The organism is Paraburkholderia sp. RL17-368-BIF-A (genome assembly GCF_046054045.1).
GTDB classification, from domain to species: Bacteria; Pseudomonadota; Gammaproteobacteria; order Burkholderiales; family Burkholderiaceae; genus Paraburkholderia; species Paraburkholderia graminis.
The window spans coordinates 262,260-276,097 of record NZ_JARESN010000002.1 but is presented as its reverse complement, the minus strand read 5'-3'; the positions used below and the strand labels follow the sequence as shown (position 1 = coordinate 276,097).

Below are 13,838 nucleotides of genomic sequence, written 5' to 3'. Positions count from 1 at the left end.
ATACATCGCGAAATGTCGGAAATGTAATCTTGATAGGGTCGCGAAAACAAGGCGTCGCAGAGAAACTGTATCGGACCAACTGCTTCCTTTGGACGGAGTACTTTCCATCAGGAGTGCGTATGTCATGGCTCTCGGAAACACTACGCAGTTACCCGGAAATTGCAATTTTCCTGTCTCTTGGAATTGGCTATTGGGTCGGCGGAAAAAGCTTCAAGGGATTTAGTCTCGGCGCGGTGACGGCAACCCTTCTCGCCGCCATAGCGATAGGCCAGCTAGGCATTACTGTTTCGCCGAATGTGAAGTCAGTTTTCTTCCTGATGTTCCTGTTCGCAGTGGGATACGGCGTGGGTCCGCAATTCGTACGGGGCATCGCGAAGGACGGCATTCCGCAAGCGCTTTTCTCCGTGGTTCAGTGCCTGCTATGTCTGGCGGCGCCTGTGGTCGCGGCAAAAGTCGCGGGTTACAGCATCGGCTCCGCTGCCGGGCTGTTGGCCGGCTCGCAAACAATCTCGGCGTCGATGGGCCTTGCCACCGACGCCATCAATCGCCTCGGCTTGCCGGCGGACGAGAGCAAGGCGCTTCTCAATGCCATGCCGACCGCCTATGCCGTCACCTATATATTCGGCACGATCGGCTCTGCACTGATACTCGCCACGCTCGGCCCCCGGCTATTGCGCATCGACCTCGTGGCCGCCTGCAAAGAGTATGAAGCAAGCCTTGGCGCCACGCGCGAACTGGGCGGCGCTGGACAGGCATGGCATAAATTCGAATTCCGTGCGTATCGCGTTCAAAGCAACGGGCCCGCCGCAGGGTTGACAGTTGCACAGGCCGAAACAATGGCTGCGGTAAACAGCAGGCTTTTTATTGAACGCATCAGACGCGACGGCCAGATACGGGACGCCACACTCGACCTGGTTTTACAACCCGACGACATCGTCGCGGTGGCGGGACGCCGTGAACAACTTGTCAACGCCATCGGGCCCGCGGCACTGGAGATCGACGATCCCGACCTTCTCGCGGTTCCCGTCGAAGGCGTCGACATCTACGTGACCAGCAAGGCAATCGACAACAAGACGCTGCAGGAACTGAGCACACTCCCCGCTGCAAGAGGAGTGTTTTTACGGAAGATCAAGCGCGGACCGACTGAGACGCCCATTCCGATACTGCCCAACACCAGGTTGCACCGCGGCGATGTGATCACCGTCGTCGGACGAACGCAGGATACAACCGCCGCAGCCGAGGCCATCGGCGTGCTGGACCGGTCGACAAGCGTAGCCGATATGGCTTTCGTCTCGCTCGCCATTGCGGTGGGCGCCCTGATCGGTGCAGTGGTGATCCGTGTCGGCGCGATTCCAATTACGTTGTCGACGGCGGGCGGCGCGCTCATCGCCGGCATCGCATTCGGCTGGTTCCGTGCGATACATCCGACGTTCGGCCGCATTCCCGAGCCGACGATCTGGTTCATGAACTCGGTGGGGTTGAACGTGTTTATCGCGGTGGTCGGCATCACCGCCGGTCCCGGTTTCGTCGCCGGATTGCAGCAACTCGGCGTCAGTCTGTTTCTTTGGGGCATCGTCGCAACATCGGTCCCGCTGATCCTCGGCATGTTCATCGCCAAATACATATTCAAATTCCATCCCGCGCTGCTGTTCGGCATCTGTGCGGGTGCCCGAACCACGACGGCAGCGCTCGGCATGGTCTGCGATGCTGCAAAAAGCCAGGTGCCCGGTCTGGGATACACCGTCACCTACGCGGTCGGCAACACACTCCTCACGATCTGGGGGATGGTGATCGTGATAGTCCTTTCATGACAGCGCAATGCGTGCGTGGCTACCTGAATACGCAATACTCGATCTGGAGGTAAGTGATGGAGAAGTCCCGCAAATCGGCGGCAGGCGATACTTCCAAACTGGCCGCACTCAGCCCCTTCGAGCTGAAAGATGAACTCATCAAAGCCGCTGGCGGCAGCGCGGTGGAACGCCCAGCGAATCTGGCCATGCTCAACGCGGGCCGCGGCAACCCGAACTTTCTCGCGACGATTCCGCGCCACGGTTTCTGGCAACTCGGTCTCTTTGCGATGCGCGAGTCGGAACGTTCATTCGCGTACATGCCCGAGGGCGTCGGCGGATTTCCGAAGCGCGATGGGCTCTCCGAACGCTTCGAGCTATTCGTGCGTGAGAACAAGGGCACGCCGGGCATCGACTTCCTGGCGGGCGCCGTTTCCTATGTGCGCGACCAGCTCGGGCTTTCCGCCAACGATTTTCTGTATGAGATGTGCGAGGGCATTCTCGCGTCGAACTATCCGGTGCCCGACAGGATGCTGAAGCTGTCGGAAATCATCGTCGGACAGTATCTGCGACGCGAGATGATCGGCAAGCATCCGTTCGTCGGCGAATTCGACCTCTTCGCGGTTGAAGGTGGGACGGCGGCAATGACCTATATCTTCAACACGATGCGTGAGAACCGGCTCATCAAACCGGGCGACAGGATTGCGCTCGGCATGCCGATTTTTACGCCTTACATCGAAATTCCACGGCTAAACGACTATGAGCTCGACGTAGTCAATCTGAACGCCACGGTAGAGAACAACTGGCAGTACTCGAATGAGGAACTCGACAAACTACGCGACCCAACGGTGAAGGCATTCTTTCTCGTCAATCCGAGCAACCCGTCGTCTGTCAAGGTCAGCGACGACAGTCTCCGGTATATCGCCGACATCGTGAAAGAACGCCCCGACCTGATTCTGCTGACTGACGACGTGTACGGCACATTCGCCGATGACTTCGTGTCGCTCTTTGCCCTCGCGCCTCACAACACGATTCTCGTCTATTCGTACTCGAAGTACTTCGGCGCGACGGGCTGGCGGCTTGGCGCGATCGCGACGCATCGAGACAATGTGCTGGACCGTCTGCTCGCCGAATTGCCGCAAGACGTCAAAAAAGTGATGCATCACCGATACGAGTCGATCACGACCGAGCCCGATCAACTGAAGTTTATTGACCGCCTGGTGGCCGATAGCCGTACTGTGGCACTCAACCATACGGCCGGGTTGTCGACGCCGCAGCAGGTTCAGATGGTGCTGTTCTCGCTGTTTTCGTTAATGGATACGCCCGACGCGTACAAGAACGCATTGAAGCGGCTCATCCGCAACCGCAAGAAAGCACTCTACGACGAGATCGGCATTTCATTCGAGGATACCGATCCCAATCAGGTCGATTACTACGCGGTTCTCGACCTCGAGTATCTCGCCGAGCGGGCGTACGGTCGCGAGTTCGTCGAATGGCTGCTCAAGAATACCGCGCCCACTGAGCTGCTGTTCCGTCTCGCGCGTGAAGCTCGTGTCGTGCTGCTGCCGGGGCGCGGCTTTGGGACGATGCATCCATCGGGTCGCGTTTCACTCGCCAATCTCAACGAGTCGGACTACAGGCAGATCGGCAAGGCCGTACGGCACATGCTTTCCGAGCATGTCGACCGATACAACAGTGAAACAGGCAACACGCTCGACCGGAACAAGACCTTATAGATCCGTCTCGAGCCGCACCGCAATGTCTGCGCGCGGGTCGGCAAGCAGCCGACCCGCGTCCGCTATCCCTGTTGAGGAGACGCATATGACCACGCCGCCCGAAAAGATGACCCCGTACGACGAATTCAACCTGGAGGTGCCTGAAAACGCATTTCCGCAACAGGGCATGTCGGCGAAAGCGGCAGCAGCGCTCGTGATCAGCGACGAATGGACCGACGCCAATCCGATGCTGAACATGTCGTCGTTCGTGACGACATGGGCCGAGCCCGAAGCGGCAGAAGTCGCGAAACGCAACATCTTCAAGAACTACATCGACCACGACATGTACCCGCAGGTTTTCGCAACCGAAACGCGCATGGTGAAGTGGCTGCATCAACTATGGAATGGCCCGGCAGGAGTCGAGCCGTACGGCACGGCTACCATTGGATCGTCGGAAGCCTGCATGCTCGCCGGGCTCGCACACAAGTGGAACTGGCGCCAGAAGCGCGAGCGTGAAGGCAAGGATGCGACCCGGCCTAATATGGTGACGGGCGGCAATGTGCAGATTGTGTGGAAAAAATTCCTGCGCTATTTCGACGTCGAGCCCCGCATCGTTCCGCTCAGGCCGGGCAACTATCGGCTAACCGCGGAGCAACTGGACAAGTATGTCGACGAAAACACGATCGCCGTAGTCGCCATTGCCGGCCAGACTTTCACTGGCGAAGACGACGACATCAAGGGCATTCATGACTGGCTCGACGCCTATGAGCAGAAGACCGGCATTTCGGTTCCGATGCATATCGACGGCGCGTCGGGGGGATTCGTTAATCCGTTCCTTTATCCCGACTACGAATGGGACTTCAGGCTGCCACGCGTGCAATCGATCAACGCGTCCGGTCACAAATACGGACTGGCGCCGCCCGGACTCGGCTGGGTGGTTTTTCGGGAACGCAAAATATTCAACGAAGATCTGGTCTTCTACGTCAACTACCTGGGCGGCGAAATGCCGACCGCCACGTTGAACTTCAGCCGCAACGCTTTCCAGGTCGCGGTTCAGTACTACATGTTCTTGCGCCTTGGGTTCGACGGCTATAGACGAATCATGAAGCACACCTTGAACAACGCCATCGCGCTGCGAGAAATGATCGTGAAGAGCGGCTATTTCACGATCATGAACGAGACGCAACGCATCCCCGTTGTCGCCGTGACGTTGGACAAACGAATCACGAACTTCAACGAATTCGACGTTTCGAACAAGGTTCGCGAAAAAGGCTGGGTGCTGTCCGCCTATTCAATGCCGCCCGATGCAGAAGAGGTGAAGAGCCTTCGGATCGTGGTGCGGCCTCACATCAACCGCAACTCCGCTTTACTGCTCGGCGGCGATATCATTCGCGCCTGCAGATTCCTCGCGGAACACGGCGGAAACGCGACCCCGCCCAGGCTGCACACGCACAGCGTGGAAACGTCCTCTACAGTGAAATGCTGAAGTGCTTATCGCGACGTGGACGCGAGCCGGCGCCGTGTGGCAGCGTCACGAATGCTTCGGTACTTCGGCTCCCTCTGTCTGCGCGAGGCGCGCGGGCTCGTTCTCGTCGATCCGCTCGGCCTGCGGCTGGTCTTTTACCCATCGCCAGAACAACTCGTAACCGACAGCAAGCATGACGGGGCCGATGAACAGCCCAATGACGCCGCCTGTCACCATGCCGCCCAGCGCGCCGATCAGCACCACGGGCATCGGCACCGCGACGCCGCGGCCCAGCAGCAACGGCTTGAGCACGTTATCGGCCAGGCCCGCGACGAACACATACGCGGAGAAGGCGATCGTCGCCGCGCTGACGCCTTCCGTGAGCATCACGAACGCGATCACCGGAAGCGTAATCAGCGTGGCAGGCAATTGCATGATGCCGATAAGCAGTACGCCGAGCGCCAGCAAGCCCGCAGCCGGAATACCCATCACCACGAACCCGCCGCCGATCAGCAACATCTGGATGAACGCGATGCCCACCACGCCTTGAGCGACCGCGCGAATCGTCGCCGTACAGAGATCCGTGATCTGCGCGCCCCGCTCAGGGCCGGAGATGCGCGACGCAATCTGCTGCGCGCTGCGGTGCCCTCTTTCGCCATACGCCATGAGAATTCCCGCGACGATCAGCGCGACGAAGAAAACGAGCAGTCCCGCGCCTAAGCCAGTGACGGTGCCGAGCAACGCACGGCCGGCTTCTTTGAGTTGCGGCGCGAACCGCTGCGCGAGGCCCGTCAGGTCTGTCGAGGCCTGCTGCCAGAAGTCGTGCACGTGCTGGCCGACCAGCGGCCAGCCTGCAACCGATTCGGCCGGCGGCGGAATGTGGAAGCTGCCGCTTTTCACCACCGCCATCACATGCTCGATCGAATCGGCGACCGCGACGCCCAGCAGATAGCTCGGCACCAGAATGACGCCGAACGCGACGAGGACGATCAGCGTGGCAATGAGACCGTCCCGGTTGCGCAAGCTCCTGCGCAACCGGATGTGCAACGGATAAAGCGTGATCGCGAGGATCAGCCCCCAGACCATCAGGTCGAGGAACGGAACGACGATCCGGAAGCAAAATACGGCAAGAACGGTGATCAGCCCGGCGCGAATCAATACGTCGAGCATTTCCCGGGATAGCGTTCTGTGAACGGTCGGTGTGGGCAGCATCGGTTATCTCCGCGCAGGAATAGCGCAATGCACGCGTGCGCGAGAAGAAGCGTCAGGTTCAGGATCGCAGCACGGGATTGGCCGAAAGCGGCATCGTCCAGCGGAACAGGCGCAAGCGTCGCTCGCTGCCACAGCGAAGGCAATACGCGACGCTGTAGCGCAGCGTCGGGCCGTCGCTCTGCACTGCCGCTACTACTGGTCCACGCCCTGACGCGCAGCGGCTACAGCCACGTCGCGTTTCTTTTTGGCGTCGCTTTTCTTATGGTCAAAGACCTTTTTGGCAGCCGCGACTTCCCTGTCGTACTCGCGATTCGCCGCAGCGACCTGCTGGTGCATTTTCACGATTTCATCGGGATGGTCAGCCGCTGACGGTGCAGTTGTTCCAGAAGCGCCTTGCGCCCAGACACCAGGAACGGATGCCAGTGCAAGAGAAGCGGCCGCCGCGACCGCGATCAGGTGTTTCATGACGGACTCCAGACGTTATGCTCGCATCGTTGAATCTGCCGATTAAAGCCGGCGAGCTTCCAGCCTATACACGTCCAGACGAAAGTTGTATTGGACTTTGGTCCCATGATCGGGCTGCCTGGCTGCGCATTCGTCTTCCTGGCACGCGGCGGTGCGTGTGCGCGTCACCGCATGAAATGCGCGAGTGCGAACACATAGACCGCCGACGCCGCCAGTTGCGCAACGGTGACAGGCAGCCCGTAGCGCAGAAAGCGGACAAACGTAATGGGCTTGCCTTCGCGTGCGCAGATTCCCGCTGCCACTATGTTGGCCGCGGCTCCGACAAGTGTCGCATTGCCGCCGAGCGTCGCACCGAACATCATGCCGACGAACACTGCAATCGTAGGCGCAGGCCACTGCGTGAACTGATCCGAGAGCGCGACTTCGGGCACGAATTCCGCCGCCACCAGGTAGCCCTTCACCATCACGATAGACGCCGCCGCTACGGGCACGTTGGCAAGCAGTGACGAAAGCAGCCCGATGCCCGCGATCATCGCGAGCGCGACGAGCGTAAGGCGCGTGCCGAACAACTCGTATAGCTTGACCGACATGACCTGAAGAAGCCCCGTCTTCGCCATCGCCTGAACCAGACAGAAAATGCAGGCGAGGAACAGCAGCGTTTTCCAGTCGACATCGCGCAGCACGTTGTCGGTCGGTTCGACTTTCGCCGCGTAACCGACGAGTAGCGCCAGCGCACTGGCAATCAGCGCGACCATGGGCGGGAGGAGGCGCGTCGGCAGCGCTTCGCCGAACACGAACAGCACCATCATTGCGGCCAGCACCGCGAGCGACAGACCGGCGTATGCGGGCCTCGCGATGCGCGCGCGCTGTTCCGCAGGCGGCAAGGTCCGCCGCACTCGCCAGATGTCGGGCATCAGGAACGGCAACAACGGCACCACGACGGCGAGCGCCAGCAGGCCGCCAAGACTTACGTGCTTCAGATAGTTGCCGAACGTCATGCCGATCGAGCTGCCGACCAGAAACGTCGCGGGATCGCCGACCAGCGTCAGCAGTCCGGCGGCATTGCTGACGATCGCCGTGAGGATCATCGGCAGCACGATGTCCACTTCGAGTGCCACCGCCACGCGAATGATGATGGGTGCGAGGAGGATCACCGTCGTGGCATTTGGCAGCAACGCGCACAAGGGCGCGACGACAACGATGAGAAGCAGGAGAAAACGCCTGCCGCTGCCGCCCGTCGCCCGCAGATACACATCGCCGATCAGATCGAACACTCCGGTGGTCGAGAGGATGCGCGCGACGACCATGCCGCCGAACAGAAGACTGATCGGCCCGGCGGCGATTCGCACCGCAGCGAGAAGATCCTGCTCGTCGAGAATGTTCAGCACGATCAGCACGCACATGCCGACGAGCGCCGCCACGGCCATGTCGATTACATTGAACGCGATCGCGAGTATCACTGCCGCGAACACGCCCACCACGATATAGACCTGCATTGCGCTCATGCCAGCCCTCGCGCGATTCAACGAATGGGCGGCGCGTACATCAGGCCGCCACGGGTCCATAAGTCGTTCGTTCCGCGCGCGAGACCGAGAGGACTGTGCGCGCCGACGTTGCGATCGAACATCTGCCCGTAATTGCCCACGCTTTCGAGAGCTCGCACGGTCCAGCCAGGCTCAACGCCGATTGAGCGGGTCACCGTGTCGTCCGGCACGAGAGCCCTGGATACCGATGGATTGCGCAGGCGAATCTCAAGGTTCTCCCGCGTCACGTCCATCTCTTCGGCGGCTATCAACGTCAGCAGCACCCAACGCACGAGCGTGAGCCATGCCTGATCGCCCCCGCGCACGACGGGCCCAAGCGGCTCTTTCGAGATCCGCTCGGGAAGGATCGCGAAGGCCTGCGAGCCGCCCGGTGCGTGCAGAAGCAGCGCGGCAAGGTACGATGCGTCCGCTGTGTAGGCGGCGCAGCGGCCCGCGAAGAATGCCCGCCTCGCCTCGTCCGCGGAACCCGCCACGAGAGGCTTGATGTCCGCCCCGCTTGCATCCGAATACGCGATGAGATGGCTAAGGGTAGACGTGTCCTTCTGTACGCACACCGTTGCCCCTTTCAACGCGCCAGCCGATTGCGATGCGCTTGCGGCCGGAACCATGAAAGCCTGGTTGTCGTAGAACAGCACGCCTGCGAACTGCGCCTTGAGTGCGCCTTCGCGCAGCAAAGTCCAGGTGGTGTTGCGGGACAGTACGTCGATTCGCCGCGTCTCGAGTGCGGGAAACCGCTCCGACGCCTTCAACGGCACGAACGCGACCTTGCGGCTATCGCCAAGCGCTGCTGCTGCCAACGCCCGGCAGAAGTCGACATCGATACCCGACCATTGCCCGGCGGCGTCCTGAGCGGAGAAACCCGCGACGCCTTCGCTAACACCGCAACGCAGGACGCCACGAGTCTTCACGCTCGCCAGGGCTTCGCCATCGGCGGCATTCGAAATTGAAGGCACGCTCGCCAGCGAGAGCCACAGACCCAGCAGTACTGCACCGGCAATCGGACTCGCGGCCAACATGATTGTGTCCTCTTGCTGCCTGTAAGAGACCATCAATGCAGATGCGGTCCGACGGCAACCGCTGACTATGTGTAATCGGCGGCGTATTGCAGCCGGACACCGCGAGTGACAAAGCAATCGACAAAGCAACTGAGGGCGCAGCGAGATGGACGCGCATGCGGATTCCTTCCGGAGCGTGCATGACTGGCGCGAGCCGGCGGTCTGGTCCTGTACGTTGAGCAAACTGCGTGCGACGACAGTGCGAAAGCAGATGTGCTTCCAGCCTATATGGGTCTATACGAATGTTGTATCGGACTTTGGTCCGATGACGGGATAGTCGCGTGCTGTCCCGGCGCGGCCGAACCGAAACGGCACTGACAACCGCCTACGCTAATCGCAGATCCCACAAGACATCGAGCACGTGTTGAGTGGCACGCTCAACGTGCCCGGCACGGTGTGCAATGCCGAGTCGGCGCCACAACGCCGGGCGCAGCGGACGCATGACAACGCGCCTGTCGGGTAATGGCGTGGTCGCCTCGTGGGGCAAAAGCGCTGCGCCGTAACCTGCCGCTACCAGACTCTTGATTGCGTCGTTGAAGTTGAGCTGAATGCGCGGCGCAGGATGATGCCCCGCGGTCGCAAACCACTCCGCCGTTAAGCGCGAGAGCCGCGTAGTCGCGTCATTGAGAATGAGAGGCTGTGCGGCAAGCCATGCAGGCGTTACACGGGCGGGGCAGCGCCAATGCGCCGGCACGAAGGCCATCACGGGGTCGCGCCGCCAGGCCTTTATCGCGAGTCCGGCCACGGGGGGCTGAGGCAGTGCGACCAGCCCGACATCCAGCGTTCCATCCGCCAATCGGGACAGCGTCTCACGCGATGTGAGCACCGCAAGCTGAATATCGATCGCGGGATTGCGCTGGCGCAGCGCCTCCAGCGCTTGCGGCAACAGGTACGCGATCACGCCGGTCGACGCACCGAGCCGCACGCGCCCTTCGAGCCCCTGCACCTGGCGTTGAATATCGTCCAGCGCCTGCTCCGCATCGGCCAGCAATCGACGCGCGCGCTCCACCAGCACCTCGCCTATCGCCGACGGCCTTACCTGCCCGCGCTTGCGTGACAGAAGTGGCGCCCCGATGCGGTCCTCCAGTTCGGCGATATGGAGGCTGACCGTCGGAGGGGCGAGATTCAATGCACGCGCTGCGTCGGCAAATGAGCCACGCTCGGTTATCGCAATCAAAGTGCGCAGGCGGTCCAGGCTGATCTCTCGCATGTCGGCGTCCCGATTCAGGAAAACTGAACTTTATGGTCATCAAATTCAACTTTCCCTATTCTAGCTGCTCAGGGAACATAGGGCTCATTCTTCCCTTAGCCACCACCCGGAGTATTCCGCGTATGAGCGCTCCCCTTGTTTTCATCGACGGCGACCAAGGCACTACCGGACTGCAGATCCACGAACGGCTGCGCGATCGGACCGACATCTCGCTGTTCACGCTCCCCGCCGCCGACCGCATCGCGAGCGCCCGCCGGGTCACCAATCCCGGCTGCTATCCGACGGGGGCAATCGGATTGCTTCGTCCGCTGTTGCAGGCTGGGCTCATACCAGACAGCTACCCCATCGGCATTCATGCAGTGTCCGGCTACTCCGGACGCGGTCGTGCCGGCGTGGAGCAACACGAGGGACAAGATGCCGTCGACGCGCCTCCGTTCCAGGTGTACGGCCTGGAGCTCGCGCACAAGCACACTCCGGAAATCCAGACGCACGCAGGACTCGCGCAGCGGCCCATCTTCGTCCCCGCGTATGGCGCGTTTCGCCAGGGCATTGTGCTGACGGTGCCGCTCCAGTTGCGGCTGCTCGGACCCGATGTGGACGGCGCGAAGTTGCACGCATGCCTCGCACGACACTATGCGGACGCAGCGCACGTCCATGTTTCGCCGCTGCATGAATCGGGGGTCTTGACGCACCTGGATCCGCGAGCGTTGAACGGTACGAACGACATGCGCTTAAGCGTATTTCCTAACATGGAACACGGACATGTTCTGCTGTCCGCGGTTTTCGACAATCTTGGCAAAGGCGCATCCGGCGCTGCGGTTCAGAATCTGAATCTGATGCTGGGCCGGTAATAGTCGCCGATGGCTCGAGCTAACGGTCGGTCGGCCGCAATTGCGTTCAACGAGTGTCGGGAATCTCGCGCTCGCATTGTCATGACGCAGCTTCAACCAGCACATTTCGCGATGGCAGATTGGCGTTGTTCAAGCCGCGTCCTGGCCACCACGAGGCTTAAGAGCGTCGTCGCAAACGCGAGGGTCACCGCGATATGCAGCCCTGCAACGATATCGTTGGACTCGGGCCTGACCAGCGAGCCGAACACTCCGACTCCGACCACGCCGCCGATCTGGCGTGCGCTGTTCAGCACCCCCGACGCGATCCCGACGCGGGACGGCCCCACATGCGTCAGCACCGCCGTGTTGATCGATGGAACCGCGAGCGCAACTCCACTGCCCACCGCCAGTAACGGCAACGCTATCGCCAGCGCGCTGCTGTCCGCGTGCACGAACACGAGCGCAAGGTAGCCGAGCGCCGCCAATGCTTGACCATAGAGCATCGGCAGGCGATAGCCGAAGCGCGCGGTGAGCCTGCCGGATACAAGGTTCGCGACTGTCACTACGGCAGTCATCGGCAGGAACGCGAGGCCGGTTTCAAGCGGCGTGTCGTGGCGCACGCTCTGGAAAAACAAACTCATCGCAAACATCAGGCCGTAGTACCCGAAGTTCAGCGACCACCCCGTCAGCGCGCTCACACTCACCGCGGCGCTGCGAAACAGCGCGAGCGGCAACAGCGGTTGCGCAGATCGCGCCTCGACGGTGATGAACAGCGCAGCCATGACGACCGATATCGTGAGCCCCGACAGCACAATCGTGCTCGTCCATCCAAGCCGGCCACTCTCGACGACCGCATACGTCAGCGCGGCCAGTGTGACAACGGCGAGCGTCTGCCCGGCCAGATCGATCCGACGCGCTGCATGACGCAGCGTTTCGGGCGCATGCGCGAGCGTCAGCCAGATGCCCGCCACGCCAATCGGCACGTTGATCAGAAAGATGGAAGGCCAACCGAACCGGTCGACCAGCAACCCGCCCACCAGCGGCCCGGCACCGAGCGCTAACGCCGCCGTGCCCGCCCAGATGCTGACGGCCTTGGCGCGCGCATCCGCGTCCGGAAACGCCGCGCCCAGCAGCGCCATCGACGACGGCACGCACAGCGCCGCGCCCACGCCCTGCACTGCACGCGACGCCACGAGCATGCCCGCGCCATCCGATAGCGCGCAGCCGATCGACGCACACATGAAAACCGCGAAGCCGCCAACGAAGACGCGCCGCGCTCCCAGGCGATCCGCCAGCGCACCGGCCGTGAGCAGCAAGCTCGCGAACGCGAGCGTATATGCGTTGACGACCCATTCGAGCGCGGTCGAGTCGATCTGCAGGCCGTCGCGCATCCTCGCTAGCGCAACGTTCACGACCGTGACGTCGAGACAGATGATGACGAAGCCAAGGCTGGTCGCGAGCAGCGCGAGTCTTGGAGACCGGTTGGATGAGTGGATGTGTGTGCGCATGATGTCCGTGCATGGAATGGCGCGAAGCGAGCCGGACTGGCCCGCGCGTCGAGCGTGGACACACTCTATTACCTTCGCAAAAATTGATAAACGCACGGCGAATGGCAACAGAACCAATTATTATGGGGGAATGGATCTTCTCAAAGCGATGACCGTATTCGTGCGGGTGGTGGAAACCGGCAGTCTGACGGCAGCCGCGGTAGCGTGCGAGCTCTCGCCGACCATGGTCGGCAACCACCTGCAGGCACTGGAGACGCGGCTCGGCACGCGCCTCATCCATCGCACGACTCGCAAGCAGCAGGTCAGCGCGTTCGGGCAGGCGTATTACCAACGTTGCGTCGAGATTCTCGGGTTGATCGACGATTCGGAGCAGCTCGCGCTCGACCATCTTGCGACGCCGCGCGGCCGCCTGCGCGTCACCGCACCCATCGTGTTCAGCAACGAATGCCTGATTCCGGCGATCGCGGATTACTGCGCGCGTTATCCCGAGGTGAAGCTCGACATTGTCGCCACGGACGCACTCTCCGATCTTATGGACGATGGCTTTGAAGCGGCGATCCGTATCGGTGCGCTGGCCAACCCGGACCTGGTCGCACGGCCTCTCACGCCGTACAGGCTGGTGCTGTGCGCGTCGCCGGCTTATCTGAAGGCGCATGGCAGTCCCGCGACGCCCGATGAACTCGCGGCGCATCAGTGCCTGACGTATGCGTATCCGCCGCGTTCGGAATGGCACGCGGCACAGGCCGAATGGATCTTGCATGGACGGGACGGTCGCGCGAGCGTGCCAGTAGATGGCCGCCTGAAAATCGACAACGCCGAGGCGTTGCGCAAGGCTGTTTTGCGTGGCCTCGGTATCGCGATGCTGCCGGCAATTCTCATCGACGAAGATCTGCGCGCGAAGCGGTTGCGCAAAGTACTGCCTGAGTATTCGGCGCCCGAGCGACAGCTGAGTCTGCTTTATCTGCGCGAGCGGCAGATGTCGCTCAAGCTGCGAAGCTTCATCGATTTTGTGGTCGAACGGTTTGGCGCGGATGAGGACCGCTGAGT

General features: G+C 61.5%; 11 protein-coding genes. 5 read left to right on the top strand and 6 right to left on the bottom strand.

From position 1 onward, the window contains the following. Positions 1–119: 119 nt before the first annotated feature. From aspT to gad, 3 genes are all read left to right on the top strand, one after another. Positions 120–1,811: an aspartate-alanine antiporter gene (gene aspT / locus P0D87_RS04365; protein ID WP_006046766.1), complete on the top strand. Its 1,692-nt coding sequence runs from the start codon at positions 120–122 to the stop codon at positions 1,809–1,811. 56 nt (positions 1,812–1,867) lie between these two features. After that, the gene (locus tag P0D87_RS04360; RefSeq protein ID WP_006046765.1) at positions 1,868–3,523 is read left to right on the top strand and encodes a bifunctional aspartate transaminase/aspartate 4-decarboxylase; all 1,656 of its coding nucleotides are present in this window, start codon (positions 1,868–1,870) and stop codon (positions 3,521–3,523) included. A gap of 85 nt (positions 3,524–3,608) precedes the next feature. Beyond that, entirely contained in the window at positions 3,609–4,988 is a 1,380-nt protein-coding gene (gene gad / locus P0D87_RS04355) for a glutamate decarboxylase (protein WP_006046764.1), read from the top strand. Positions 4,989–5,033: 45 nt separating this feature from the next. Here gad and P0D87_RS04350 read toward each other — a convergent pair whose 3' ends face one another. From P0D87_RS04350 to P0D87_RS04330, 5 genes are all read right to left on the bottom strand, one after another. Beyond that, on the bottom strand, positions 5,034–6,179 hold the full coding sequence (locus P0D87_RS04350) for an AI-2E family transporter (RefSeq protein WP_053859241.1): 1,146 nt from the start codon (positions 6,177–6,179) through the stop codon (positions 5,034–5,036). A gap of 192 nt (positions 6,180–6,371) precedes the next feature. Then, on the bottom strand, positions 6,372–6,644 hold the full coding sequence (locus tag P0D87_RS04345) for a hypothetical protein (protein ID WP_006046762.1): 273 nt from the start codon (positions 6,642–6,644) through the stop codon (positions 6,372–6,374). 164 nt (positions 6,645–6,808) lie between these two features. After that, positions 6,809–8,149: an ArsB/NhaD family transporter gene (locus tag P0D87_RS04340; protein ID WP_006046761.1), complete on the bottom strand. Its 1,341-nt coding sequence runs from the start codon at positions 8,147–8,149 to the stop codon at positions 6,809–6,811. A 17-nt stretch (positions 8,150–8,166) separates the two neighbouring features. Further along, entirely contained in the window at positions 8,167–9,204 is a 1,038-nt protein-coding gene (locus P0D87_RS04335; protein WP_053859242.1) for an amino acid ABC transporter substrate-binding protein, read from the bottom strand. A 364-nt stretch (positions 9,205–9,568) separates the two neighbouring features. Continuing rightward, complete coding sequence (locus P0D87_RS04330; RefSeq protein WP_029965792.1) at positions 9,569–10,453, bottom strand: LysR family transcriptional regulator; 885 nt, start codon at positions 10,451–10,453, stop codon at positions 9,569–9,571. A 122-nt stretch (positions 10,454–10,575) separates the two neighbouring features. On the opposite strand from P0D87_RS04330, the gene argC reads away from it, so the two are divergent. After that, positions 10,576–11,304 carry an N-acetyl-gamma-glutamyl-phosphate reductase gene (gene argC, locus P0D87_RS04325; protein WP_053859243.1) on the top strand — a complete coding sequence of 243 codons (729 nt, stop codon included), beginning with the start codon at positions 10,576–10,578 and terminating at the stop codon, positions 11,302–11,304. 92 nt (positions 11,305–11,396) lie between these two features. Here argC and P0D87_RS04320 read toward each other — a convergent pair whose 3' ends face one another. Beyond that, complete coding sequence (locus P0D87_RS04320; RefSeq protein WP_053859244.1) at positions 11,397–12,791, bottom strand: MFS transporter; 1,395 nt, start codon at positions 12,789–12,791, stop codon at positions 11,397–11,399. 130 nt (positions 12,792–12,921) lie between these two features. Here P0D87_RS04320 and P0D87_RS04315 point away from each other — a divergent pair, with 130 nt between their 5' ends. Further along, on the top strand, positions 12,922–13,836 hold the full coding sequence (locus P0D87_RS04315) for a LysR family transcriptional regulator (protein WP_053859245.1): 915 nt from the start codon (positions 12,922–12,924) through the stop codon (positions 13,834–13,836). Positions 13,837–13,838: the final 2 nt, after the last annotated feature.

Excerpts from the sequence above, each read along its gene's own strand:
- P0D87_RS04360 (WP_006046765.1), top strand. The coding sequence starts at position 1,868 with ATGGAGAAGTCCCGCAAATCGGCGGCAGGCGATACTTCCAAACTGGCC.
- P0D87_RS04350 (WP_053859241.1), bottom strand. The coding sequence starts at position 6,179 with ATGCTGCCCACACCGACCGTTCACAGAACGCTATCCCGGGAAATGCTC.
- P0D87_RS04345 (WP_006046762.1), bottom strand. The coding sequence starts at position 6,644 with ATGAAACACCTGATCGCGGTCGCGGCGGCCGCTTCTCTTGCACTGGCA.
- P0D87_RS04320 (WP_053859244.1), bottom strand. The coding sequence starts at position 12,791 with ATGCGCACACACATCCACTCATCCAACCGGTCTCCAAGACTCGCGCTG.
- P0D87_RS04335 (WP_053859242.1), bottom strand. The coding sequence starts at position 9,204 with ATGTTGGCCGCGAGTCCGATTGCCGGTGCAGTACTGCTGGGTCTGTGG.
- P0D87_RS04315 (WP_053859245.1), top strand. The coding sequence starts at position 12,922 with ATGGATCTTCTCAAAGCGATGACCGTATTCGTGCGGGTGGTGGAAACC.
- gad (WP_006046764.1), top strand. The coding sequence starts at position 3,609 with ATGACCACGCCGCCCGAAAAGATGACCCCGTACGACGAATTCAACCTG.
- P0D87_RS04340 (WP_006046761.1), bottom strand. The coding sequence starts at position 8,149 with ATGAGCGCAATGCAGGTCTATATCGTGGTGGGCGTGTTCGCGGCAGTG.
- argC (WP_053859243.1), top strand. The coding sequence starts at position 10,576 with ATGAGCGCTCCCCTTGTTTTCATCGACGGCGACCAAGGCACTACCGGA.
- aspT (WP_006046766.1), top strand. The coding sequence starts at position 120 with ATGTCATGGCTCTCGGAAACACTACGCAGTTACCCGGAAATTGCAATT.
- P0D87_RS04330 (WP_029965792.1), bottom strand. The coding sequence starts at position 10,453 with ATGCGAGAGATCAGCCTGGACCGCCTGCGCACTTTGATTGCGATAACC.